Here is a 26915-nt window from a genome sequence, read left to right as displayed (position 1 = left end):
ATATGAATCTTGAATCTATTTCTATGGCAAGGTTGATAGTCAATGATTGTGTGGGAAATTCCCAAGAGCTACAAGGTGATTACGGTAGAATTTTATGGAGAAAGTTAAACAAACAGCTAACTTCACAGGCTGTTATGGCAGGCGCGCTCGGTAATAGTGCGAGGATGTCGGTGGGGCAAAAAGAGGGTTGGTTTTATAAATCATTGTCTTATTTAGCAGGAGCCCTAATTCTTCGCATGTTGTTGGCGATTGAAATAGGAGCGATGATTACGGCAGCGCTAACACTTTTTCCGTTTATAGCGGTGGCTACGCCAGTGGTAATTAGTTTTTTAGGAACAACTATTGTAACCGGGGTGTATGGATTGTTAACGTCGTTAAGTAAAAATAGAGCGAAAATATCAGCCAAAGCTTTTATGGGAAATAAGCCAAGCGATGAAATGCTTAAGATGGTTTCAGATTTAGTGGTTCTTTTTAATGTAGATAAATTCCAATTAATCTATAGTAGATCAAAAGAAAGTAGTTTGTGGGATAAAATACAAGAACCTTTTCATCGGCTACATCGTCGACTAACGAAGATAAAGGCGCCAAAAAATAAACAGGATAGAGAGATAAGAAAATTTTTAAAAAAAGAATCTAAAAAAATATGGAAAATTTTTACGGATTGTACACATAATCCAGGGAAATATGAGCTTTATAAATCAGATCCACTTGCTGAAAAAATCCTAGAATTTTTTGAGAGTAAATTTGAGTTAGACGAACCTGACATAGAAAAATCTAGACAATTGGAAATTAATGTGCTTTGGCTAACGGTATTTGCACAGTATTTAACTAAAAATAATCCAGAATTAATAGGGGCTTCGGATTCTATCGATAAGATATTAAATAAATTAAATACAATTTTTTCTCATCACGTTGATCCAGAACGATTGGATAAACATCGTGCACGGGAATCTCGTTCTGCCGATTCTTTAAATGAAAGAATGCAGCGTTTGGAAGCCTTATATAAGGAACGAATAGATATACTGAGAGGGGAATTAGCAAAACAATCCACGTTAATAGGTCGACTACAAAGTGAAGTACAACATTTGAGAGAAGAATCACGAATAGTAGCTGGAAGTCAACGTGCACATAGAGAAGTGGATGAAATCCCTTTATTACGAACCCGTTCATGTGCTTCTATTAATTTTTTCTCTATTCGTAAGACGTGCGGAGAAGCGTTGGTTCCATCTGCAAAACCTGTTTTGTAAGGCTAGCAGGACAAGCGCATCTAAATAGAAAAAAGGCCATTAAATCAAGTAGTTAAAAAAGTTCATCGATAATTTAAAAAGAAGAAAAGCCTCAAAAATCAACTACTTAAAAATTAAGATGCGTTTGACCTGGGGTTGTTTCGGGATTCTAAGGGGTTTAAGAATTTTTTAATGTAACCACGGTATCATCTACAGTCAACTTATAATTCAAAGAATATCGTGATTCAACATGCCAGAGCACAACTCTCCCCGTAGCTATAGTAGCATATCGTACTATATAACGGAGTTTTTCAGTTTTCTTTTTAAAAAAACTATTCTTCCACTTATGGACCGAATAGCTTCGTTTTTAACTAGGAAAATAGAAAAAAAAATCGAACATAATTTAGAAAAACGCCTAGCCCGTAATGATTTTTGTTTTGCATTACTAAACACGCTATACAAATGGGGTTGTGTAACCCAGGAGAACTATAAATACTATGCAGAAGTCAGAAAACATCATTCGGGTACAGAATTTTTGATGGGTATGTTGTTAGGGAAGGCAAAAAAAAAGGAATCTGTGTACGCGGGAAATACGGTGGATAATGATAGCTTCGATATTTCTGCTCAATCAGGCCTTTTTAAAGGTGGTGTCTATGTTCTTGCCGTAGCTGCTTGGGTTTCTTATAAATGTTACGAAACTTACTCAACTTTAAAGAATGGACAAGTTATTAGCTTGGATAAAGATAGCAATTCATTAGACAAAATTTATTTTGCTAAAATTTTGTTACGAAGAACCAAACGAATTGTTAATTCTACCGGTTGGGATAAAGAGGGGAAGGATTTATTTTTTAGACCGGTTAAATGCCCGGATGGATTGCAGAGAGTGCGAAAATGTTTAGCTGATATTGATAGCATCTTAGATAAGAGTGAATTGACGGAGTTAATTAATAAAATAAATGAGATCCGTGATCTCGTTACTAAAAAGAGCAAAGGACCTAATTTATATCAGCCTCATTGGTATAGGTCCCTTCGAACACAGAGGACGTATGAAATGCTTTCAGATATATATGAAGCATATAGTAAATGCACATTTGAACCTCAGGATGATTGGGTGAAAATAAAAGAAGAAGATGAAAATGCTTTAATTTTTACAGATAAGCTGTATAGCGATGATTGGGGACCATTTCTTCCCAAAACAAAAGAGGATACAGAACTAGCCTCAGATCACTTAGGATCTTCTTTTGCTACGCCATTGGCGGATAATCGCATTGAAAATACTCTTATTGGGAAAACTTCTTCATTCTTTAAATCACACGTTGATTCTTTAATTTCAGCTTTGAGTAGTTTTAGCGGCGAAATAAAGGATGTTGTCAAAATGTGTAGTAGTGCAAGGTTGCTTTTCTAATAAGCTACGAGTATTAAATCTGGCAAACATTACATGATTTTTACGTACGATTGACGACGTAATTGTCGTAACCAGTTTTGTAAGGCTTGTTGAAATTTTTTCTGATAAACCCATTGTGCCGCTTGTTCGCGCGTGAGTGACTCGGTGGTTTGTAGTTTTTGTTCGCGGCCTAAGACCTGTATCAAATGCCAACCGAATTGAGTTTGAAAAGGTAAACTAAGCTGATTAAGCGGTAGTTTGTTTTCTTGTGTTTCAAAGGTTGGATCAAATGTACCGGGCAGTGTCCAGCCTAGATCACCGCCTTTGACAGCAGATCCAGGATCTTGTGAATATTTTTTTGCCAGGTCAGCAAAGTTACCACCACGTAAAATTTCAGCACGGATTTCTCTCAGGCGTTGTTCGGCTTGCTTATTACTAACCAACGGAGAAGTTTTAATTAAAATATGTCGCACGTGTGTAGATGTGACGGTACGAGGTGCAGTTGCTGAGCTTCCACGGCTCTCTAACAAACGAATGAGATGAAAGCCATTTTGTGCTTGAATAGGACCTGCTATTTCGCCTGGTTTTAATGACTGTACCGATGATTGAAAGATATCTGGTAATTCATTCAGGGGGCGCCAGCCTAGATCACCGCCAGATAGGGATAATGATGCATTTTGTGGTTGTTCCACCAGTTGTTGGAAAGAGCGGCCACTTTTTGCTTGTTGCAACAGAGATAAAGCTGCTTGTTTGGTCGTGGCTAAAACGTTTGATGATGGATTATTTGGAAGTGGTACTAGCAGATCTTCAATATGATAAGCGGCATTTCCTGAATTAGGTTTTGGCATATGTGCAAGCGCATCGGTTATTTCTTGTGGGGTCACAGTAATTTTTTGGCCCACTTCATCTTGTTGTAAACGAGCCGTAATTAATTGTTCACGTATTTTTTGTCGATACTTTGCGTAAGGTATATTTTCTTGCTCGAGTCGACTACGTAATTCTCCAACAGTGAGACCATTACGCTGGGCAATGCTTGCGATTGTTTTATCTAAACCCGCCTCATCCACTTTCATACCGGCCGTTTCAGCTAATTGACGCTGTAATTCAGTATCGATCATATGATTAAGAACTTCCGTGCGAAAACTGGCGGCAGTAGGGATAGGCTTATTTTCGGCTTGTGCTTGTTGGCGTGCTAATTCTATTTGCTCGTTAAGCTGTTGCTGCGTGATAACGTGTGTATTAACGACGGCAACAATACGATCCAGGGTTTCAGCGGCACTAGCCATTGAAACAAGCAAGCTGCTTAATAAAATAACAAGAGAAACAAATTTTTTAAAATGATGCATAGTTCACTACTATAAAAGATTGGCACTAGACTGGAAGTTATCCGTATAGCCAGGAATATTACTTGTCAAAAAGCTGGTTATATCACTGATACCTATGGTACTCAAGCCTTTGAACTGCCATTGGAAGTAAATAACATTGTTAAAAATAGGGTCACTATTTTGATTTAAAGCATAAAAAGTACGACCTGCGACGGCACGAAATGCCCAGCAACAACTATCGTACTGAAGTCCATAGAAAAAGCTTTGTGAATAATTATGGCTGAAATTATAGTTCCATCCTCCTACAGTACTCCACTGATTTTTAAGTGGCGTCGCAAAAGAGAAGCCAAGCCGATTGAAATCATTTTGTGAGCTGTTAGGTGGTGTGGGAGGATTTGTTAGCAACACATCACCAAAACGAATACGTCCGTAGTTAATGTTAAAGAGCTGGTTTGGGTAAGGGTGATATTGTACATTAGCCGCTGCATTAATAATCTCATGACTGGAAGGATCCCAGGCGATATCGGCCGTTGTACTCCACTTTGAGCTGAGGTTGTAATTAAGCTGGCCGGCAAGGGGCGAAAACTCGGCTGTGGGTGAGGTCGCGCCTACGACAAAGGGATTAGCACACAATGTTCCTGCCGTGCTCAGTTGATTTTGTAGCGGGCTACACAAACCCACACGTCTGTTTTCAAAGTAATAGATTTCACCAATACTTGCTCTGAGTTTTTCTGCTCCAGTCGTTTGATCGAGCAGTCGAGTGGTTAGAGCAAAACTAATTTGGTTTGCATCCCCGATTCGATCATAGCCACTGAATCGATTCGTCAAAAAAAGGTTATCATAACTAAAAGGGATGAGCGCGCTATCAAAAATAGGAATATTATTTTGATCGCGATAGGGCACATACAAATAAAAGAGGCGAGGCTCTAAGGTTTGTTGATAAGCGTGAGTACCCCAATCAAATTGACGATCAAAATATAAACCACTATCAATGCTAAATAACGGTGTTGTGCGTTGAATCGCACTTTTATATCCCGGCACTTGGTTACGAATGTTGTAATGCGTTAAGCTTAGTTGTATGCGAGGAATGATGTAATAACTTTTATCTAGAATAGGATAGCTGATAGAAGGTTGAATATTCAGGCGTAATGCTTGCGGCGGTGGAACTAATTCACCAGGATTGTTTAACGCTTGAAAATAATTGAGTTGATTGCTCAATTGATAATTAAATCCATGAAATGACTGTGTGCTACTACTTAAATCGATTTCGGGCAGGCTGTTATAAGGATTATTAACCGGTGCTTGGTTCAAAGGATGAAGTGTTTGGTAGCGCATTAAACGTGTTGTGAAATTCCAGATATCCCCTGAATAATTTATCTCAGCGTGTTGAGCGAGCTGATTAATAGCAATAGTGTTTGGATTGCTAAAATCTTCTACATAATAATCATCTCCCACCCAATTAAAATCAACAAAGCTGGACCATCGAGGTGACCATTGGCGTTGTTCTTGCCAAGTGAGTGAACGTCGATTGTCACGAGGAAAAATAAGCGGATTCGTATTCGGGTAAAGAAAAGGAATTTGATCTGCAAGTTTAGTGGCAGCACGATCATGGGGAAGATAAGTCGCTGTTATTCTTCCTTCGCTTTTACGCGTGAGATAACGCAATTCCCCATTTAATTGTATTCCGCGTTTAGTTAAAAATGTCGGTGTAAATAAGAAATCGTAATTTGTTGTAATATTCCAATAATAAGGAAATCCAATGCCAATACCGGATTGTGTGGTGTTGTTCAGATTGGGAAATAAAAAACCGGATTGGCGACGATCATCAATGGGAAACCCAATATAAGGACTATAAAAAATAGGAGTTCCTTTAAAATCTAACCAGGTGTTATAGGCTTTACCTCGTCCCGTATCCCGATTTAATATTATTTTTTTCGCAGATAATTGCCAAACAGGATTGGTTGGTGCGCAGGTGGTATAATTTGCATCATATAAGGTAATCAGGCCCGGATAATTTTGTTCTGCATTGCTTGCGGTTCCCCAAGCATTAATAGGCATTTTTTCATTTGTGCCGAATAAGATAGTGCTGCTACGCAATAAAATGCGATAAATAATATCCGTGATTGAACCGGATTGTTTATCAATATCTAAATGTGCCTTTTTAGCTTTTATTAATAGATTAGGTTCGTGGATCTTAATTTCACCACGTAAATCCATATTAGTAATTTTACCGGAGACAGGATCACGATAAAAATAGACTTTATCCGCATACAGAACGCGTCCTGGTTGTGTAATAACAACATGCCCACTTAAAGTGGAAGTGCCCTCAAATGAAAAATGAGATTGTGCCGCATCAATATGAGTAAAAGCTTGATCAAAGTTGGCTAAAGACATTTTAGCGTAAGCGTGCAGAGGATCCAGGTAGGAGCCTCTACAAATACTTAGCTTATCCGGTATCCAGCCGAGCTCATGTGCAACGGATGTGCTTTCGGCAGTTGCTGCACTGACTGGCGTTATAAGGCCGCCCGCAATGAATAGACAAGCAATAGCGCGTAAGGAAATTACCGATTTGTCGCTTACGCTATTCCGTGTGTTGCCGTTATATTCATTACGTTTCACAGCGCAGTCTTTATACTTAGTTTCATGATTAAAAATTATTACCGAATAAATCGATAAGCAAGGCAGTTATTGCCATTAAAGCTGATATTAATGATAGTGCCATGCTTATTAGTTTCAAACGTCGTACGGCAGTAACGCACCATCGTTATATTGCTGAGCCAAGGTTCTTCATAACTTTTAAAGAGCGTGTCATTCGTGTGTAAAGGTTGGCGCTTAGCATCAGGAATACTAGAAAAGCTTTTGCGCATATATTGATAAAGTCTATGGCCATTGGCAAGTTTTACGACTGCTTCCGGTTGTCCCCACTGTTGTCGTAGTGTTTGAATATTCTTTCCTCGCCAGTGCTGTATTTGTTGCTGATAAGCGGTAGACGAAGCACAGGCGCTTAATAAAAAACATAAAATGCATGAAATAAAAAGTGATGAGCGCATGTTATTTTTCCTTGCTTGTTAAAGCGTGCCGAAGTTTATGGAGTGTTTCTGAATAATCAGCTGAATTAAAAATAGCGGAGCCTAATATAAATGTGTTAGCGCCCGCATTTGCAACGGTCGCAATATTATTTTCTTTTATACCGCCATCGACGCCTAAACGGATGTTTAGGTTTTTTTCTTGAATAAGCTGTTTAACAGTAGTTATTTTATCTAAAACCTCAGGTATAAAGGGTTGCGCAGCAAATCCAGGATTGACAGACATCATCAGTATAAAATCCAGCTGATCCCAAACAGCATTTAAGTAGTTTAAATCGGTTTTTGGGTTGATAGCTAATCCTGCGTTACATCCTAACACATGAATTTGTTGTAGATTTTTAGTGACATCATTGCTTGCTTCGGGATGAAAACTGATTTGTTTGGCACCTGCTTTAGCAAAACCACGGATCAATGCATCGATTGGTTCTACCATCAGGTGTACATCTAAAAAAGCATGCGGAAGGTGCTTATGTAATGCCTCACAAACCATCGGTCCAAAAGTGAGGTTGGGTACATAATGATTATCCATGACATCAACATGTAGCCAATTGGCCCCTGCCTTTAATACAGCGTTGGCTTCTTTAGCTAAGTGACCCATATCAGCAGATAAAATGGAAGCCGAAATCACATACTCTTTACACGGATACATTATATCCCCTTCGCCGCGCAGATGCGTTCATAAGCGGCCTTAATGTTTTGGGTTTTCTCGGTTGCAATTTTTATCATTTCTTCCGGGAGTCCTTTTGATACAAGTTTATCAGGATGATGCTGGCTCATTAACTTACGATAAGCTTTTTTAATTTCCGCTGGTGAAGCACTTTCAGGAATCCCTAAGATAGCATAGGCATCGCGCAGATTCAGCTGATGTCGGGAGTGAGATGATTGGTGTTGGTAGTGCCCTTTTTGCTGTTGCTGGCTAGACTGCTGCCTAAAGGCTTGTTCAAAATTGAATATATGCTCGAAGAAACTAAAGTTAATGGGAGTAAAGCCTAAATATTGATAAATTTTTTGTAATACTTTCTGTTTGTCACGACTGATAGGTTGTTCGGCCAATGCGCTTTGCATTTGTATTTCCACAAACAGCTTCAGTAATACTTTGTTTCTATGACAGGTTTGGACAAGGTGCTTTAAGGTTTTCTCTAAATCAAAAGAGCGCTGTTTGCCTTGATTAAATAAGTCAATGGCTTTTTTGCGCATGGTTTCCGTTAAACCTAGCCGAGTCATAATGGCACGTGCCGCTTGAATTTCAGCTTCTGACACACGTCCATCTAATTTAGCGATATGCCCCATGACCGAAAATGTGCTGTCAAAGAAAACCTGTTGTGCAACCGAAGGATTGATGGAGGAAAAAGTCCAGCCCTGATTTCTAGAAAGTCCCCGATCAAATAGATGCCCAATGAAAACACCGAGTATGAGTCCGAATGGGCCAGCAAGTAAAAACCCAAAAAACCCCCCGATGAGCTTACCCCATATATTCATATTGAAAACCTGATTTATAAAATTTTGCTTAAGACTAACAGGATATTATGTTGCCATAAAGTCGGCGAGGCGATAGACTGAGAGGATTTTTCGCATTAATGTATAATTTTTTTAGGCATGCGATACTTATATACAATAATCTTCTATTTATTGCTGCCTTTTATCTTATTGCGTTTATGGGTAAAAAGTCGTAAAAATCCCGTCGCACTTAAATTTTGGCATGAACGCTTAAGTATAGGATTACGCCCAGTACCGCAACAGGGGATTTGGTTGCATGCCGTATCCGTTGGGGAGTCAATGGCGGCTATTCCTCTGATCAAAGGGTTACAGCAGCGTTATCCCAATATCCCTGTGATTGTGACGAATGAGACGATTGGTGGGGTAAACTGTATTCATGCGGGACTAGGAAGTCGCGTTACACAGCTTTATTTTCCTTATGATCTTCCCTGTGTTTTAAAAAGATTTTTTAAAACACTCAAACCGCGTTTGCTCATTTTAATGGAAACAGAATTGTGGCCTAATTTGTTAGTAGCAGCACATCAGAACCAGCTGCCTGTGGTGCTGGCTAATGCCCGTTTATCAGCGCGATCAGCAAGACGTTACCGCCTTATTTTGCCTCTGATGCAAGCGATGTTAAGAGGTATTAGTAAGGTGATTGCGGCGACACAGGCGGATGCGGATCGGTTTGTTGATTTGGGATTACCACGAGAGCGAGTCCATGTGACGGGTAGTATCAAATTTGATTTGGAGCTTCCGCCGCAACTCAATGAACAAGCTCAAGCATTGCGCGAACATTGGGGAAACGATCGACTGGTTTGGATAGCAGCGAGTACCCATGAGGGTGAAGAAGAGCAGATATTAGAAGCTTTTTCGCAGCTAAGAAAAAAATTGGCTAATGTGTTGTTAGTTTCAGTACCTCGGCATATTGATCGCGCGGATCGTTTAAAGAACTTTTATCAAAGCCATGGTTACCAGGTAATAAAGCGTAGTGAGAATAAACCTTGTTCTGCTACCACAGATATTTTTGTAGGCGATACACTGGGAGAATTGCTTTTATTCTACGCAGCGGCTGATCTTGCTTTCATAGGAGGGAGTTTGGTAAAGAAAGGTGGGCAAAATCCACTGGAGCCCGCCGCCGTGGGATTAGCTTTGCTAACAGGCCCTTACACGTTTAACTTTGCATTGATTACAGAGCAGTTAAAGCAGCGCGGTGTAGAAATTCAAATTAATACCGCCAAGGAATTGGAGGAGCAGGTTATTACGCTATTATCTGATCTACAAAAACGTAAACAAATGGGTAGTGCTGCAAAAAATTTTATTGAAGAAAATAAAGGCTCATTGCAAAAACATCTAAAACTGATTGAAAATCTCATACACGAAAATTAATTATGTTTACTGGTATCACACAAGGCTTATTTCGCGTTAATACAGTGCTTAAACGAGAAGGGTTATTACATTACACCGTGATTTTAAATGGAAACTTGGTAAAAGGTTTAAAACAAGGTGCAAGCGTCGCGATTGACGGCGTGTGTCAAACAGTCGTTTCTATTGATGGACTTGAGGTGGGCTTTGATGCGATGTTAGAAACCTTATCTAAAACCACCTTAAGTGAACTTGCTATTAATAAAAAAGTGAGTGTAGAAAGAAGTATCGGTTTGGATGATGAGATAGGCGGCCATGAAGTCAGTGGGCACGTGTTTGAGAAAGGCGAGATTATTGCAAAAAAAAATACGAATAACAATTTGTGTTTAACAATACAATGTTCGGATAAATGTTTTTCTTTTATTAAAACCAAAGGTTTTATTGCCGTGGATGGTTCTAGTTTAACGGTTGGGGTAGTGAATAAAGCAGAAAATAGTTTTGAGGTTTATTTGATTCCTGAAACATTGCGCGTCACTAATTTTGGCAATAAAAATGTTGGCGATCACGTTAATCTAGAGCCCGATATGAAAACGATGATTTTAGTAGAAGCAGTACAATCGCATTTTGCTGATATTTACCATAGATTGGAAAAAATAGAAAACCAACTTAAAGTAAAATAGCTAAGATATCGGTTAAATGCTTAATGGTATAGGTGGGCTTGAGTGCGCGACAGCTTTTTGCATCCCCATAGCCATATTCTGCCCAACAGGAATCAGCGCCAATATTTTGTGCGAATAATATATCGGCTGGTGTATCGCCTACCATCAATATTTCACGTGGGTTTATCAATGGAAATTTTACTTTAATAAAATCATTATAAGCCATAGGGTCAGGCTTTTTACGTAGTGTTTTAGTATCGCCGACGGTTATCGAAATATATTTTTCAAGTGCAAAGTGCTTTAATGCAGTATTAACAGCGGCAATCGCTTTGTTGCTAACGACAGTGAGTATATAACCTGCAGCATAAAGTTCGGCTAATACCTCATCCGCTTTTGAAAAGGGTGCACTTTTTTGTTCCCCTTCTTTTAAATAAATTGTTTCGTAGGCATCAAGTAGTTTTTGAAGTTCGGCATCTGATAAATTTGGGCTCAGCGCCTTTAGGGTGCTTTCCATGCCAAGGCCTTCTCGAATGGTTGCATCGGCGAAATCATGCTCGGGGACAGTTTTGTCAAGCGTTTCATAGGCTTTTTTAATACAAAAGAGAATTGCTTCGTGGGTTGCACAAAGTGTACCGTCAAAGTCAAAGATAATTAGTTTATAATTATTCATAGTCTAAAGCCGAATAATATCGTCTAAAAATAAAGCATTAATAATAGCTAGTAATATAAATATTGTAGCGTACTATGAATTTTATGGCTAAGGAAAACGCGATTTAGTGAGGGAGGTAAATTCATTTTAATGAAAGGTCTTGTTTGGTTTCGAGAAGATATACGTATTCATGATAATACGGCACTTTATCAGGCAGCTAAAAGCTGCACGGATGGCATCGTCGGTATTTTTGTTATTGATGCTGGTTTATGGCGGCAGCACCGTATGGCAGCTTGTAGAGTCCGGTTCATGTTATCTGGATTAGAAGAGTTGAGTGCTTCCCTCCAAAAGAGAAATATCCCGCTTGTAATTGTACAAGTTAATAAAACAACTGATATTGCTAAAATATTCCAAGAATATATGAAGAAATATAATTTAGGGACTTTATTTTTTAATCGGCAATATGAGCTCAACGAACTTCGTAGGGATAAACAGATTTGTGATTATTTACAGAAAAAATATATCCAGTGTAATAGTTATCATGATCAAACTATTTTAGCACCAGGAACAGTGTTGACGAAAAAAAGTAATTATTTTACTGTTTTTACGCCTTATCGAAAGGCGTGGTGCTATCAACTAATGAATCAAGAAAATAAAATAAAAATAAACCCATTACCTAAAAAAAATAAAAATCTAATTGTTCAGTCGACGGAAGTACCTAGCCATATAATAGGATTTTCTACCAAAATCATTTGGCCTTCTGGCGAAAAAGAAGCACGACGTCGTCTAAAACAATTTATAAAAAATAGTTTATTTAATTATCAAAAATATCGGGACTTTCCTGCTTGTTTTGCAACAAGTCAATTGTCGCCTTATTTAAGTGCGGGGATGATATCAGCAAGGGAGTGTTTTTTGTCAGCCATATTTGCAAACAATGGTGAGTTAATGACAGGAAGTAAAGGTGCAATTACTTGGATGACTGAATTAATTTGGCGTGAGTTTTATAAACACCTATTGTGTGCTTTTCCTAGACTTTCCATGCATAAACCGTTTCAATTAAAAACTGAGAAATTACCATGGCGGTTTAATAGCAAGCAAATGTTAGCTTGGAAAAATGGAAAGACGGGTTATCCAATTATTGATGCAGCAATGCGACAATTGAATCAAACAGGTTGGATGCATAATCGTTTACGTATGATAGTGGCGATGTTCTTCACTAAAAATTTATTTTTTGATTGGCGTTTAGGTGAGGATTATTTTATAAGCCATCTAATTGATGGTGACTTAGCTGCAAATAATGGTGGATGGCAATGGAGTGCTTCAACTGGTACGGATGCGGCGCCATATTTTCGTGTTTTTAATCCTATAAGGCAAAGTGAGCGCTTCGATCCGAAAGGCGACTTTATTAAAAAATATTGTCCTGAATTAAAAGCGTTTGATACACATGCTATTCATGATCCTTATGGCCGTGCGCCAGATTTAGCAAAGCGCTGTAAATATCCAAAACGGATTATCGATCTTAATGTTTCGAGGCGAGCAGCAATTAAAGCATTTAAGATGCTTTAAGCTATATTAATACTAATTAAATAAGCTATACAGAACTCTATAATTAGAGTTGAGTATAAGTCATATACTTTTTATCTTAATTTACTGGGCATTAAGGTAAATGGAAGGGGAAGTAGTAAGTAGTGTAAAGAATAAAAGGTATAAGGTTATCCACCATCGCTAGGATTTTTTGAGGAATCCCACTCATGTGGATAACCTTATAATCATACCAGACCACATGAGGCATTAGCATTTAAAACACCTCACCAAATCAGAACAAAATAATGAAAAACTCTATTTGAAAACGGGCACGTAAATGGGAGTTTTACAATGTGTGAAGGGGTATGTCTACAAATTGCTCATCATTTTGCTCATCATTACTGGCTGTAGTCGTAGCAACTCCGAAAAAAAGACTCGCTGCAGAACACCACCGTTGTACACGTTGCTTACCTTGAGCTACACGCACATTTGTCTCTTTCCAGGTTTGTTCGCTTTGTACAACACGGTTATTATCTGTCTCCAGCGCTATCGCATGGACTAAACTCTCCATTAAAAATAACTGACTCAGTGCGTTTACTAGTTTATCCAGATAGCGTGTCGCTGGAATACCTATTATCTCAAGCACAATCGGCAATTGTGGTAATACCAACAAGCCCACACAATAATAAAATCCGGACCAATCCGCTTGACTATAATAACTGTAGGCTAAACGTAGACTCCAGCTTAAGATCATCGCTAACTCAGGTGATTTCCGTAAGATAAACGGTAATACGCTGCTAACCAGCATCCACAAATTGCAGCCAAACTGTAGAAAATTTGTCAATACATGCACAATACCTTTGGCCTGGGGTGTATACCGACCGAATAAACACGTCAGCTTACTCTGTGTTTCATGATGAACTAGTCCTGTCTCCAGTAAGGCGGCACCGACACTAGAGATCGCTGAAGTAGGAAAAATTGATGGTACGAATAAATGACTGAATGCCATTAACCAACTCTGCACTAATCGACTTTCTTCCTGCATTCGCCAGTCAATCCTTAATCCTAGTTTCTGTAAGATATCGCCACAATGCGTATGTAGTAACGCATGACTTCCCAACATATAGCCAAATGTTTGACACAGCTGATGCTGAAACCATGCCCACTGCCGCTCAGTAAACTGCCAACGTGCTTTGTTTGATGATAGTGTACGAACCAGCTGGTCAAACTTTTCATTTAGCTCCGCCGGTAGATTCTGTAAAACTAGAGGTTGGTTATCGCCCGATGCATATTGAATCGTTATATTGCCATCGTTTACTGTTAGCACCGTGGCATCATGAATAGGATGATCCGCCTGACCCGATAGGGTGACCCAATCAATACTCTGTCGTTTTTTCCACCACACCAACGCAGCATCCTTGGCGTTATCTATACACAGACCTGCCCAATGATTGGCTAGCTGCTGACACGCCCCTTTTTCAAAAGTATTATTCAGCACTTCAGCGCGCGCTTGACGCACACCCGCTAATAACGCACCCATCGCTGCTACTTCCTCCAGACCTATCCTGGGCTGCCTAGGGGCCCTTATCCGTCTGATAATAAATAAACCTATCCCCCCTGCTATAAGAGCCCCCCCACCTATGGCTAAACCGATCGATGTCCAGGGTAATAAGCTAGGTGAATGATCTCCTGCTTGGCTGGGAAGAGGCTGCATGACTGCATTAGTTTCTGCAGTTAGTCTGTGTGATTGATACTGGGCAGGTAAACTATGTCCATTTTGCTCTACTCCAGGTGTAGAGATTAAACGCTGATTTTCTTTTTGCCAATTCATTAACTGGCGTATAATTTGATTGAGAATATTAACTTTCTTATTGTCAATACGGTGTTGTAAAGACTCTATTAATCCCAATGGCAGTTTATTTGTCACGCGTACTGCTTGAAACAAAAAAGCGATTTCTTCTGCATTAATAAGTGGAAAATAGGCTTTTAAGTCTATTAAGCCTATTTCAGACACATCCATTGCACTGACTTTTGCTATTATGCCAAAGTAAATAAGCCGTTTGTTTGACGCCAGATTCACCTGCAAACAATTGTCCTAAACGCCGTAAGATAGTGGCATCGTCCCTATAAGTATTTTTATAAATCTGAATAAACTGATTCAAATCCGCTTGCGTTGCAAAATCTAAGTGTTTATAAAAATTCACTGTAGCTGATTTTTCAGCTTGAGCTTGTAAAATAAGCAAAAATTTTAAATCCTCTATCATTTCTATAGATAAATTGATTTTTTTTTGTTGCCTTGCTACTAATTCCCTAAAGAGCGCATGATAGATAGCCTTTTCTATATGCTGAATTTCGGTTAACTCAAATTTCTCTAAACCCTGAATATCCACACCGTCTATGATGAGTTCATTTATTCTATGTAAAGGATTATCCCAATATAAAGCAGTAATATGACTATTTTTTTCATTTGTTGTATAAAGGTTCAACTGTAGATGATTAGATAACACTGATACATTCACATGATGTAGTGCTATATCATCCAATTGTACGATCACGTATTTTTGCTCGCCAGAGGTTTCATTGGCAGATGGGCGCGAATAAATTAGTTTAGGTAAATCCGTAAAACGATAAACGTAATGTTCAATACGTTCTTCTGCTAACAGCTGCATCACAGTGAGTTGATTCACTGCTAATTTAGCTTTTTCGTTAACAGAATGGCTTTTAATCGACTTATTTCCCGCCATGGTATCTGTTATAAAAGTACCATTTTCAACCGCTAATAAGCTTAATTGTAGTTTAATTAATGAATCCGTATAGAAATCTTTTATACGTAACGCCAGGCCTTCTTCCTGCCGATTAGCATCTACCAGTAATAAATCACGGGTATCATGATAATAAATCCAACTTTCAAGATCACTGCTTTCTATCGCTATTTTAGGATAATGTGCGATGAATGCCGCATCTAAAGTAAATATTTTTTGTTTAACTGCCCGGTAATAAGGAATACCAGATACTAAGCCATTTTCTTGATAAGGCATCCATAAATTTCCATAAATATCTTGTAAAGCCAAATGCTGATGGTTTTTATTTACAAAGTAATCTTTAACAAGAAACGCTTTCTCTAAGCTATTATCCTTAATCAGTAAGCTTCCATTCTGTCGAGTTAAGTGAATAGTTGCTATCGTATCAGGCAATAAGAGCAAATCCAGTGCTTTATCTTGAGAGTCGTTATTAATAATGATTAAAGGATGTGTTGTGTTTTTTCGTTCAATTGGAAAAATCTGTTGTTTCCGAGCCAAATAAATATCTTCGCCCTCTCCGCCCAATGTAAAATCAATCTTCTCGTCAAGCAAAGGAATCATATCCGCTTCCTGACTACCTATACATATAAGCGCATTATTCCCATCGAGGTCTGGGTAAAGTTCTAAAAAGCTTAATAGCGTATTGTTAGCTGAAGTGATATTGAAATATGTCACGAGTTGATTTGTTCTAAAAAGAGGAGTATTGATCTTCCCCATTAAAACAAAATCGCTGCTAAACAACGGCTGCTCTTCCCTAGACGGCTCAGATAATAGCGGATTAATCTGATAACTACCGATTTCATCAGCAAAAATATAGTTACTTGCATTACTTGCTGTATTCCAATAATTCTGTAGTTTAATAGTGAGAAATTGTCCCGAAGCTATAAGCGATTCTATTTTTAAATAGTTTTCATTGAAAAAATAGTATAATGCACTCTGCATTATTAATGAGATCGCATCGACTGCAAGTGAAACAGGAAAATGACGCTGGCCTATATCAATGTTAATAAGACCTGTTTGATTGAAATTGATACGATAATTGGGCTTTGTATCGACATTAAAAAATACATCATCCTTGATCTGTACATTAGTATAACCTGATAAAATAGCCCGTTGGCAGCTAATCTCGTCCGGTGTTTCAGCCGTTCCACCCAAACTATTAAATAAAATAGGCTCGCTACGCTCAGCACTATCCCCATAACAATCGAAATAATCAGGCTGACCTGAACGACCTACTATTTTATTTATCTGTTTTGTCTTTATCGACAAATAATTCTCTATAAATAGCCTGGGATTTTTACGAAAGCTTGTTATATCGTTATCTGAATACTCTTTTATTCGTAGTCTTTCATCACTATAAAAAAGTGTTTGATGCGTACCGCTCAAACCACTCGCATCTACTATATCGACACTATCAACATTTCCCTCTAAACGGCCTATAAACGTGGCATTTAATAAGTTGTAACGATTTATTTTATAACCACCCACCAGTGTGGCATTACCTGAGTAAATATTAAAAATAGTATCGTGATCGGGACTTCCCTGTATTTTACCCGCACTAATTAAACTTAAATCTAATAATATAACACCCTTATCATTTAGCCTTTTCATTTGTTGGATACGCGTGCTATTTCCTAGAACAAAAGAATTATTACACTCATAAAGTGATTCAATAGGCGGTTCAATATCTGGAAAACCCAATAATAGGCTGGAAATAGAAGAGGGTAGATAGCGACTTTTATCTTTAATGTCCTCCATTCTAGATAATAAAGAGAGAACAGGAAATTTTTTATGTAAAGAAATCGTTGCGCGTGTAGGCTCATTAGAAACCCACCACTCTACTTTTTCAAAACAACGTTCTGGTCGATTATCCTTCCGACAGTTACCTATTCTGCTACTACATGCAGGTGGTGGTGTACACGTACTATCGGTATCCGCTTCAGTTACTTTTTTATGGCTAACGATATCGCCCGTACCGAAACCAATGGCAAAAATTTCCTTAGGTAGCCTATCTAAAAAGCGTTCATATTCTTTCGCTAATTCATTGATTTTATCTATTTGAAGCGTTAGGTGTTCAATATCATCAGGTGGTGATATCGATACTGCACTATGCCAAAATAAACGAAATCCTTCATCAATGGTTAATCTATATGCTTTATATTCTTCCAGTGTACTAAATCCTTGATAAACCATACTGGCAGTAATAATAGTCAAAGCGACAGCTATGTTAACACCCGGTGGTGCCGCCACTACTACTAAAACCACACCAGAAGCCAGCGACACAGTCGAAATAGTGACGCCCGCTATAGCATCCCGCCATTGTTTTGTACCTTTTTCAGCGTTTAAAAGCTGCTGAATAGACAATCCAAGATCAACAATATCAAAAACGCCGGTGATTACACCGGCTGTGCCCCGCACCAATCTTAGCTTGGTAGTAACACGACCTGCCTGAATAATAGGCTGTTTACCTAAATTTACTAATAGTTTAGATGTCCCTTTTATAAGCCCTTTTTCAATCGCTTGTGAAGCAAACGAATAACCTAGTCCAGCATAACCTAAAAAAAGATCAAATCCATTTTCTGTTTGATAAATATCATAAAAGGATTTAGCAAAAAGTAGTTGTCCGCCAGCATTCAGTAAATTTTTTTTTCAATGGATTTTTCTGCTTCATTTCCCTTAAATGCTTTTCACCCGCTGATACCAATTGCTTGTCTAATTCATAATGGTGTAAATCGGTCAATGGTTGATGTGACAGCTGATTCGCAAAGGCGAGCAGATCAGTGAATTTATGTTGCTGATCAGCCGTACCGCCGTACCAATGAATGGCATTCATAATGGCTATCTCACCCTGAGGTAAACTTTTTGATTTCAAGCAATACTTTAAATTTTCTAAACTTGCACTTGTTGAAATAGTCAACTTATTTTCTTGCTTAAGACGGTTCCAGCTTTCTAAGTTAGGAATTGTTTCAGCATCTATTAAACGACCTGGTAGATTTAAATTACCCGCTTCATGGTAGTTCAATTGCAAATCATAGAGCTGTATACGACTGATTGCTTGGCCGTTTAGCTGCAGTTTTCCTTGCTGATCCTGCAGAGAAAGTCGAGTACGCTCACTGATGAAAGGCTGACTCAAGGGGGTTGCTTGTAATACGGTTAACGGAGAATAATGTTCCATTAGCAACGTCTGCTGCGGTTTTATATCATAGACGGTTCGCATACTTGCTTGAACAAAATTCAGAAAATTTCTCTGATCATGAATCTGGCTCAGATAGCCGATATTACTATCAAAATAAGTATAGATCTGGCCTCTGCGATAGATAGCTAACATATGTCCAGGATTTTTATTACCACCCTTCAAGCTGAGATGAATAGCAAAATCCTTCTCAATTGCTGCAATCGAATTAATCAAAGCTTCCAACTTCACAGAACTTGTTGATTCTTTTCTCCAAGAAGGTAATCTGTCCTGGGTTTCAAACTGCTGAAGTGCGACTAAAAACTCAGCTCGCTCTTGTTCTTCACGCCGGCTTAACGGTAGACGATGAATAATACGTTCTTCTAATTCAGACAAAGTTTGTAAATTATTGGCATAGCGTGCTTCTTCGCCGCGTAAGATAAGCTCAGAAAAGCCATAGGTTAGCTGTAAACAATGCCCCGCCGTTTTTAAATGCTGTTTTCTAAACACATCTGCATGTAGCAATTCCGCTTGACTCAGTGCTTTGAACAAAGACACTTCACTGGGAAAGAATCTTTTTACCAAGCGTGTGAACTTATTAAAACTGTTTTGGGAGCGCATCAACCTTTCTACACGGCGTCTCTTAGCGGAAGGTTCGTCATTTATATTTATCTCAGCAACAAGTCTTTCATAGGCCTGAAGTTGCTGAGAAAACTCACTAGTTTGTTTGCTACTAATTTTTGACAGCAACCATTGTCTTATATTTTCCCTAATTGATGAACTGGATATTTTTATTAGCTTAACCGCTATGTCTCCATAAACTTTTTTCTGTAAATCACTCAAGCTTGTGCTTTTAACACTTTTTCGACATAACCTCTTAATTTGTTGCTTAATTTGTTGCTCATCAAGCTGGATAAATACATCCGCTAATAGTTGCTGATAATACTGCATTTTTTGGTCTGGCCTGCTATCCAAATCAAGAAGAAAAATACTTTGCTGGTAAAAAACGGCAATTTGGGAATAAAGTGTATCTAATTGCTTATTTATAATATTTTTATAAGCTTGTTTTTGTTCTTCATTAGACACTTGATTTAATTTTTCGATGACCAAATCGATGGACGATTTGCCATATTTGTTTTTGATAGTCGGATCGGAGCCTTTTTCTAGCAAATAGAAAACAATCGTTTCATAACCACCATCACTGGCATAATGTAACAGTGTATTTTCATTTTTATCATAATCTGCTAGTAATTTTCCAGAAATAAACTCGCTATATTCTTCTTTATGGTGGTTTAACATGGCGTCATCAAAGAATTTTAATGAAGCGTGTAATAAATCCATATGTCCCGCTTGAACGATCTCTCTTAGTAACTCTGCTGCACTTTCATAATCGAAACGATTAGCCGTGTCATAAAAGAAATCTCTGATAGAATGTAAATGCTTTTTATCACTACCATATTCCAATAAATTATCTATTATTTTTAAAGAAGCAAGTCGATTATGGCCATTACCATAAGTGGCATCAGCAAAAGCTAAGGGTGTCCATTGAAAGACCTTATCAACTTGAAAAACCGATGCACCCTGTGCAAGTAGAAATTCGACTATTTCATCCTCACCAGCGCTTGCAGCTAGACTGAGCGCAGACCTATCACTACTATCTTTAGTGTTAACATACAATTGTCTATTAGCTACGCGTTGCTTTATTTCTGCGATATCGCCTTGATAAATTAATCGATGCAACTCTGAATCTTTAGTTAGAACACAATTAAAAAAATTCCTTAAGTGCTCGCTATTCGGATCGTAAATAGCTTTCTGTAAAAACTGACGTTGCGAAGCAGTAATATGGTTGATATTTTTATGAATAAACAGCACCAGGGCCTTGGCCGCCAGATATTCAGCAAAAGAACGATCGCTAAACTGGGGTGTACCATTGATGATGTTATCAACCACGCCCACATAACCGCCACCGTTCTCCATAGTTCTAATGAGTTGAGTTACGTCATCCATTTTTCCAGGATAAAAAAATTCTAATTTTTCGCTACCAAATAAGGTATAAAAAGCTAAGTAGGTGCGTTTTTTAATAAATTCACTAAATTGTAGCTTTTCACTTGGCCTGATCGTCTGTTCTATATCCTTGGAATAAACATCAAACTTAGTTTTAAAATATTCTTCATATAAATCAAGTAAGTCATAATCATTCGGTAATAAAAATTTAGTTTGTGGATGGTTATAAAATTCCTTAAATTTGGTTTGCAAGGCTTCCGCCGCTATTTTTAACTGATGAGGAACTGATAGTATTTTTTCAGCCATGGAAAGTTTCTCAACTAAAGCCTCGTAGAATTTATTGACACTTAAAGTCAAACGCTGGGTATTTGCGTCGCTTAACTTATACTCGAAAAATTTTTTTAAAAATTCTTTTGGTTCATCAGGTAATAATGGGTTTAGTTTATAGGCGGATACGGATAACGCCCGTTCTAATTTCTGATAAATGTAAGGACGTGTCGTTATCCATAATTTTGCTAGGTGATCACGGTTTAAAAGCTTCAGCAGTTGAATCATTTTATCCTGATGAGCACTTATACTTTCAAATCTATCAAAAAAAAGGCTAACCCTATTCGTCTCATAAAAACCTTTTTTAAGTAATGCTTTATCAAAATAATTTAAATCCATTGGCCTTATTAAAAAGTCAATAGCCTTTTCCAAACTATAATGATCAAAATTTTCCTTGCTCAATGCGACGTTATACTGCTTTAAATCAAGCTTGATTACCCACCGATGTGGATACGTTTCTTTTTCCCGATTAGCTAAATACGTCAAAACAATCGATTTTTCCATACCCGCACGTCCGACTATCACTGCTACTTTATCAGCGATTTCAACAAAACGACCCTCCTTTTCCACCTGGCTAAAGGTACGTTCTAGAAAACAAGTTTTTTCCTCTTCACTGAGTTGCGGAATAGAAGGACCTATTAAAATTTCGGCACCGTTGTCCACTAATTGGGCAAGTAATTTTCCATCAATAAGCGATTCTTGCGTACCCACCACAGCGCTTAATGAAATGACACTTCCTTGAAAATTAACGGAACGTTTTAATAGTTGTGTTTGCGATTCAGTTGTCAGTTCAGAAAAACTAGAAAATTGCTCACTAATTTCTTGAACTTTACCCGTTAGTTCTGTACCAGCTATAAAATTATCTGTTAAATAATGACGCCCTTCTGTAATCAGAATCAATTTTTTATTGGTATTTTCCTTGATAATTGTTTTTAGGTTTGCATAAAGATCGGATAGATTGTCAATGCCATTTTTGCATATAACAATTAGCAAATTCCCAGTCGTTGACGATTGAAAGGCATTTAATACCGTTTGCTGCAAATACAATAATTTATTTAATGGCACAAAAATATAGCTATCGTCTCGGTGATATAAAGGCTGATTAGAAACGGCTTGATTCACTTTAATCGCACTTAATCGAGTTTCTCCTGAAGCAAGCACATTTAAAATCTGCTTATTATCTTGCCGAAGAAAGTTATTAATGTCTTGTAGGCTATTATCATTAAATACCACACCGAAATCTTTTAGTTTTTTATTATATATCGCTGTCGGACCCGATATCTTTAATTTAGCGATTTTCTCATTAACAAAGCTGAAAAAGTCATTTCCTTGCTGCAGCGTAAAAAATGTACCTTCAGCACCTTCTTTTCCTTTTTCTTTCATCCAAGCTAATAATTCTTTCTCAAAATGATCATAAATGAAATCAGCATCGATCAAGTTAAACTGCTCACCTAGCTTTCGTGTGATGATTTGAGATAATGTTTTTTCATTAGGCTGATTTACGGCCAATACGAGTTTATCTAAAAATTCATTTATCTCTGCTTTTAAATCTACTTTTTTCCCCTGTATTTCCTTAATAACTTCTTGACTATTCTCCAAATGCGCAATCAATTCATCGCTTATCTGCAGCTTATATCTTGATCCGCCATCTATAAAAAATGCATCTGGATCTGTTATTTTATTCACCAATATTTGTTTTCCTTTGTTTTTTCCGCTACTCATCGGCTTAAATTTTACTTGACCTGTTACGGACCGATCTAAATCGAGATTGCTGTTGGTACAAATAATAAAATCCTCAAATTCACCATTAAATGCTGGATTATTTGTAATTTTTAAGTAAGAAACAAAATATTTTTCCAGATTAAACTCACCATTTTTTTCTTTAGTCAGTAAATCTCCGATACCAATCTTTTTAGTTTCATCCAATTTATGTTTAGCCTGTAAAAAACGATATTTTTTCTTATTGCTATCCATGTATTGAAAAACAAGATCATCAAATTTTTCAGCTGCATCCCATTCAACTGCTAAACGAAAGGAATAACCGAATTCCAAACCGCGTTTTAAAAAAAGCATATGTAATTTGAGCTGATAGAGAGCACCATGTAAACTGTGTTTTAAGCCGCCGGCGGCATGGGTTTCAGTCTTTACCGCTGATTGCCTATTGAGATGGCTTAAACTTAAAGGTGGGTTTATACGCTGCAACAACTGCAGAATGGCTGGCTTATCAAGGTGTGTGAGAGCTAACTCATTCGCTAAATCAATAGCTGTTTTTCCCTGTGTATTTCTAATCGTTACACCGGCATTTTTTTTTATAAGCAGCTCAACTATCGCTTTGTGGCCTTTTTGTGCAGCAACATGTAAAGGGGTATTATTAAAATCATTACTATCAACATCATTAATATTACTGATTTGCCGGAGTAAATTTATAATTTTTTTTATTTTGTCCTTTGGTGGCATCCCTGTGCCATGTTCACGTATCGCTGTAAACAGCTTGGCGATCTCAATATTATTGGCAGCAAAACGTTTCCTTCTATCTAATACTTTTAAAGGCATAGTACCTCCTGTTATTGTACTAAATCTATTTCCTACATCTTATTATCAGAATAATAACATGATTATTATTTAAATAAATAATTTATATACTGCTCGTACTTGAAAAGGAAAATTAATTAATAAAAGAAAAACGTGAAACGATAAATTTATTAAATTATATTTAAAATGAATATTATCCAAGACTAAAAGTAAAGGCGTAGGATGGCGTTGTTGCGAGTTTTTAAAGCGAGATTAAAAGCTTGTGCAAAACTAATCACTTTTTGGTGAGGCAGCTGAACCTGCCAAAATACCACCATCGACCGTTGGTAATCGCTATTAATCGAAAAGCGATCCCCATCTATAAAAAATTGGGTTTTATAAAAATTGAAATACATGCTGTTAATAATCGTCTACAATTCCCTTCGCAGGATAATAGAATTTAATGAACTCCCTTAAACTAATAACAGCAAATGGCTCACAAATTTTATTTAGCAACCTTAATATATCTTTAAGAATAATTCGTTATTATATCTTTAAAAGATAATTATATATTCGAATTTTTTCTGTAAAGGTAGCTAAAAATGCAAGACTACGACTTAAGGGAAGAATTTATCTTTAAAAATATTGCTAATATGGAGGGGCGTTGGGGATATTTTGTAGAAGGACTTTTGAGTTCCGGTCATGAGCAGCAGCAGCCATATAGAAAACAAAATAGCAGAGCCGGTTATACCGTTCGATTAAGGGACAGTAACCATGAGGTTGTACCAACGGATAAAGCACATAGGGTACCTGCATTGAGTCCAGAAGAAAAAGCATTATTTACAAAACCAACTGCAACGACTTATGCTAACCCAAAACGATTCTATAGACCTGGTTCAGTATTTGGCAGGGGAGAGGTAGGCATTCGGGTTAGTGTTAATAACGTTAAACCACAGAGAATTTATACCCGTGATCAGTCTACATTTGAAAGACCTTACGATTTTGACAGTGAAAAAGCGGCTCAAATGTCTATTGACCGTACCAACATTAGTAACAACGTTATTTGTACTTCTTTTTCAAGCTTGATACGTGAAGCAGTTGGTGGTGAACATAATGAAGCAATAGTGAGGCTTGAACGAGATTTTTGCCACCCATCCAAACAAATCGTTATTTTTGATGAATCGATAGAATCGAAATTAATAGCTCAGGCTAGAAAACGAGATTTAGAACGAGCACTCAAAGGAAAATATCCCAATAAATATATTCAAATTCCTATTTCATTTTACCAAAACGAAAAATATACAATAAAATTAGCTAAGAAAACAGATCGCACTTTCTATCATAGAACTATTTATCTGTATCTTAAAGACAAGGATGTATTGGAGTATGCAATTAAATCTCCTCCTGTATATCACATAAATAGGATAGCAATCGATTCTGATGAATTAAATGGTTATTTTAATAGCATTAAAACCAAATTAGAAGACGCATCCCAAACAAACGACATACAACTTAGCGTCGAAGAAGAGAAAGCCATTTATTCTGCTACTTCAAAGCAAGGAATTTTCCCCGCATTGTCTTATTACACCGAGAAAGCGCAAAAAGAAGATGCCGCGATAGTAGACATAGACTCAGAAAAGAATCCCTATAAAATTTTTCTCGTACACGAAAAGGAGGATTTTAAAAATTTAACTATTGACACATGGAAAAAAATATTACCTATTATATCAGAACTAAGTGATGTTACTAAATTAGCTGCTTACAACGCTATTCAAGAAAATCTAGAAAATACCGCCCTATCGTTTTTAATAATTAATAACAAAAATTCAATTTTGAGATTCATTAATGCTATCCCCACAAAAAAATTAGCTACTTGGCTCAATAGTGAAGAAAAGATATCAGCTATTATTCAAGACAAAGATATTTTAGGTGCTATATTAAAACGATTACCCTTGGATAACTTTCAGGATAAAATTTTTTATACTCACTTAACAAAAGTGTTGCCTAAAATTATTAAGCCAAAAGTTAATGATGTTTGTGTGCTAGCGAATCAACTGACCGCTGATCGGCGAGATAAACTTATTCTACTTCTAATAGAAAGTGGAATAACGGAGAATCTTATTAGGGAAAAAAATGGTTTTTATACGCTTTTATCTTATTGTGTCTCTGAAGATATCAAAGATAAGATTTATATAGCATATGAGGATAAATTAGCCGCAATTATACAAGAAAATAATCATTCAAATCTTATTCGCGTCTTACCTAAAAATTGCTTAGGGGATTTTTATAGAAATTTCCGACCTCAGAGAAGAGAAATCTTACAAAGGGAGGACCCGCACACAACGGAAATATTGGAACTATTATCCAATGATCTATTAGTAGAAGTTTCTAATGCTTCCCTTGATTGTCTTTTTATACAACTCAAAGTTATTAAAAAGAAAGCAGATGAATTAGAAAAACGGGGTTATCATCAAGCTGCGGTTTGTGCAGAAACTTTATATACTAAAATAAAAAATAGTGCTGAAGATTTTGATAAAAAAAAGATTAGCACGCAGACTTTTAGGGAACAGTGTTTCCAAGCCATTCAAACCGCTAAACCAGAATTAGAAAAACATCGTGGCTGGAAACAAGTATTAGGTAATTTAGCCCTAGCTATCCTGGGGTTAGGCATTTTTTATGTAGCGGCAGGATTAATTCATAAAGGTATATCCGGGAAATTTTTATTTTTTAACAATACAAATTCAGCTAAAAAGCTTGCTACATTAGATAAAACAATTCAAACAGCCATCGAGAATAGCAACAACTCAGAATCTGCCTACCTAGCAACATAAAATCTCAAATAACAAGGAGCTAGCCTATACGTTATTCTCTTATGCCGCAGTTGAGGGGTCTCCCCCATATGAGGGGGTAAATTAACCGCATAGAATTATATTAAGTTTTGGAACAATGGTTAGTGGATCCTAAAGCACATGCTACGGCGTATAAGGCTTATGAAATGATTAATGCAAGCTTTATAAAAAATGAAGAAATATTAGAGGCACGCCGCCAAGAAAAACCACGTTTGCTTGAAAAGTTAAAAGAATTATTTATTAAAAATAAATGGTATTCAGCAAAAACGGGTAGCGACGTTAAGCATTTACGTTATATACAGGAACATAACAAAAACTATAAACAAATAAAGGAGCGTGCTAAGAGTTATTCTACTTTATCTCTGCTAAAAGCCCACTAAAAGTTGGGAGTATACCTATGGCACTTGAAAATGTGCTTAATTATTTTCAAGTGCTACCGTTTGAATTCATCGTCATGATCTTGCTATACTTTTTCGTCTGTATTAGCAAGCTATCCGACGGGTGACGCGTAGGCGGGTTCCCTATGTTGCGATTTAGCAATACAGGGTGCCGAATGC

The 26915-nt window shown here is 37.3% G+C and carries 16 protein-coding genes; 7 read left to right on the top strand and 9 right to left on the bottom strand.

Going from position 1 to position 26915, the window contains the following annotated elements:
• Positions 1-2: 2 nt before the first annotated feature.
• A complete protein-coding gene (locus tag DMP02_RS06445) occupies positions 3-1247 on the top strand; it encodes a hypothetical protein (RefSeq protein WP_126323320.1) in 1245 nt (414 codons plus the stop codon).
• Positions 1248-1821: 574 nt separating this feature from the next.
• Positions 1822-2631, top strand: coding sequence for a hypothetical protein (locus DMP02_RS06440; protein WP_126323319.1), 810 nt, complete (start codon positions 1822-1824; stop codon positions 2629-2631).
• Between the two features lie 29 nt (positions 2632-2660).
• Here DMP02_RS06440 and DMP02_RS06435 read toward each other — a convergent pair whose 3' ends face one another.
• The 5 genes from DMP02_RS06435 to djlA are packed head-to-tail and all read right to left on the bottom strand — an operon-like array spanning position 2661 to position 8500.
• Positions 2661-3956, bottom strand: coding sequence for a peptidylprolyl isomerase (locus tag DMP02_RS06435; RefSeq protein ID WP_126323318.1), 1296 nt, complete (start codon positions 3954-3956; stop codon positions 2661-2663).
• 9 nt (positions 3957-3965) lie between these two features.
• Positions 3966-6554, bottom strand: a complete 2589-nt coding sequence (locus tag DMP02_RS06430) for an LPS-assembly protein LptD (RefSeq protein ID WP_232019636.1) — start codon at positions 6552-6554, stop codon at positions 3966-3968.
• Positions 6555-6592: 38 nt separating this feature from the next.
• Positions 6593-6985: a hypothetical protein gene (locus DMP02_RS06425; RefSeq protein WP_126323317.1), complete on the bottom strand. Its 393-nt coding sequence runs from the start codon at positions 6983-6985 to the stop codon at positions 6593-6595.
• A 1-nt stretch (position 6986) separates the two neighbouring features.
• Positions 6987-7670, bottom strand: coding sequence for a ribulose-phosphate 3-epimerase (rpe, locus tag DMP02_RS06420; RefSeq protein ID WP_126323316.1), 684 nt, complete (start codon positions 7668-7670; stop codon positions 6987-6989).
• Entirely contained in the window at positions 7670-8500 is an 831-nt protein-coding gene (gene djlA, locus DMP02_RS06415; RefSeq protein WP_126323315.1) for a co-chaperone DjlA, read from the bottom strand. Before djlA ends, rpe begins: the two co-directional genes overlap by 1 nt.
• Positions 8501-8617: 117 nt before the next feature.
• On the opposite strand from djlA, the gene waaA reads away from it, so the two are divergent.
• Both waaA and DMP02_RS06405 read left to right on the top strand, forming a co-directional pair.
• Positions 8618-9886 carry a lipid IV(A) 3-deoxy-D-manno-octulosonic acid transferase gene (gene waaA, locus DMP02_RS06410; RefSeq protein WP_126323314.1) on the top strand — a complete coding sequence of 423 codons (1269 nt, stop codon included), beginning with the start codon at positions 8618-8620 and terminating at the stop codon, positions 9884-9886.
• Between the two features lie 2 nt (positions 9887-9888).
• Positions 9889-10542 (top strand): riboflavin synthase subunit alpha, encoded by a 654-nt coding sequence (locus DMP02_RS06405; protein WP_126323313.1) that lies wholly within the window; start codon positions 9889-9891, stop codon positions 10540-10542.
• Here DMP02_RS06405 and DMP02_RS06400 read toward each other — a convergent pair.
• Positions 10529-11191, bottom strand: coding sequence for an HAD family hydrolase (locus DMP02_RS06400; RefSeq protein ID WP_126323312.1), 663 nt, complete (start codon positions 11189-11191; stop codon positions 10529-10531). The genes DMP02_RS06405 and DMP02_RS06400 overlap by 14 nt on opposite strands.
• Positions 11192-11320: 129 nt before the next feature.
• Between DMP02_RS06400 and phrB the strand changes: the two genes are divergently transcribed.
• Positions 11321-12736 (top strand): deoxyribodipyrimidine photo-lyase, encoded by a 1416-nt coding sequence (gene phrB, locus DMP02_RS06395; protein WP_126323311.1) that lies wholly within the window; start codon positions 11321-11323, stop codon positions 12734-12736.
• A gap of 304 nt (positions 12737-13040) precedes the next feature.
• Here the strand turns inward: phrB and DMP02_RS06390 are convergent, their stop codons facing one another.
• The 3 genes from DMP02_RS06390 to DMP02_RS06380 all read right to left on the bottom strand — a co-directional run bounded on the left by DMP02_RS06390 (position 13041) and on the right by DMP02_RS06380 (position 23551).
• On the bottom strand, positions 13041-14714 hold the full coding sequence (locus tag DMP02_RS06390; protein ID WP_126323310.1) for a hypothetical protein: 1674 nt from the start codon (positions 14712-14714) through the stop codon (positions 13041-13043).
• Positions 14701-17913, bottom strand: a complete 3213-nt coding sequence (locus tag DMP02_RS06385) for a hypothetical protein (RefSeq protein WP_126323309.1) — start codon at positions 17911-17913, stop codon at positions 14701-14703. Before DMP02_RS06385 ends, DMP02_RS06390 begins: the two co-directional genes overlap by 14 nt.
• Before the next feature lie 187 nt (positions 17914-18100).
• Positions 18101-23551 carry an ankyrin repeat domain-containing protein gene (locus DMP02_RS06380; protein ID WP_126323308.1) on the bottom strand — a complete coding sequence of 1817 codons (5451 nt, stop codon included), beginning with the start codon at positions 23549-23551 and terminating at the stop codon, positions 18101-18103.
• Positions 23552-24111: 560 nt separating this feature from the next.
• On the opposite strand from DMP02_RS06380, the gene DMP02_RS06375 reads away from it, so the two are divergent.
• Both DMP02_RS06375 and DMP02_RS06370 read left to right on the top strand, forming a co-directional pair.
• Positions 24112-26340, top strand: a complete 2229-nt coding sequence (locus DMP02_RS06375; protein WP_126323307.1) for a hypothetical protein — start codon at positions 24112-24114, stop codon at positions 26338-26340.
• Positions 26341-26447: 107 nt separating this feature from the next.
• Entirely contained in the window at positions 26448-26738 is a 291-nt protein-coding gene (locus tag DMP02_RS06370; RefSeq protein ID WP_126323306.1) for a hypothetical protein, read from the top strand.
• Positions 26739-26915: the final 177 nt, after the last annotated feature.

Source organism: Candidatus Rickettsiella viridis, from assembly GCF_003966755.1.
GTDB lineage: Bacteria > Pseudomonadota > Gammaproteobacteria > Diplorickettsiales > Diplorickettsiaceae > Rickettsiella_B > Rickettsiella_B viridis.
This window is presented reverse-complemented; position numbering and strand designations above follow the sequence as displayed.

Bases quoted from the DNA above. Each gene is read 5' to 3' on its own strand.
- DMP02_RS06445 (WP_126323320.1), top strand. From the start codon at position 3: ATGAATCTTGAATCTATTTCTATGGCAAGGTTGATAGTCAATGATTGT.
- DMP02_RS06435 (WP_126323318.1), bottom strand. From the start codon at position 3,956: ATGCATCATTTTAAAAAATTTGTTTCTCTTGTTATTTTATTAAGCAGC.
- DMP02_RS06425 (WP_126323317.1), bottom strand. From the start codon at position 6,985: ATGCGCTCATCACTTTTTATTTCATGCATTTTATGTTTTTTATTAAGC.
- rpe (WP_126323316.1), bottom strand. From the start codon at position 7,670: ATGTATCCGTGTAAAGAGTATGTGATTTCGGCTTCCATTTTATCTGCT.
- djlA (WP_126323315.1), bottom strand. From the start codon at position 8,500: ATGAATATATGGGGTAAGCTCATCGGGGGGTTTTTTGGGTTTTTACTT.
- waaA (WP_126323314.1), top strand. From the start codon at position 8,618: ATGCGATACTTATATACAATAATCTTCTATTTATTGCTGCCTTTTATC.
- DMP02_RS06405 (WP_126323313.1), top strand. From the start codon at position 9,889: ATGTTTACTGGTATCACACAAGGCTTATTTCGCGTTAATACAGTGCTT.
- DMP02_RS06400 (WP_126323312.1), bottom strand. From the start codon at position 11,191: ATGAATAATTATAAACTAATTATCTTTGACTTTGACGGTACACTTTGT.
- phrB (WP_126323311.1), top strand. From the start codon at position 11,321: ATGAAAGGTCTTGTTTGGTTTCGAGAAGATATACGTATTCATGATAAT.
- DMP02_RS06390 (WP_126323310.1), bottom strand. From the start codon at position 14,714: ATGGATGTGTCTGAAATAGGCTTAATAGACTTAAAAGCCTATTTTCCA.
- DMP02_RS06380 (WP_126323308.1), bottom strand. From the start codon at position 23,551: ATGCCTTTAAAAGTATTAGATAGAAGGAAACGTTTTGCTGCCAATAAT.
- DMP02_RS06375 (WP_126323307.1), top strand. From the start codon at position 24,112: ATGCAAGACTACGACTTAAGGGAAGAATTTATCTTTAAAAATATTGCT.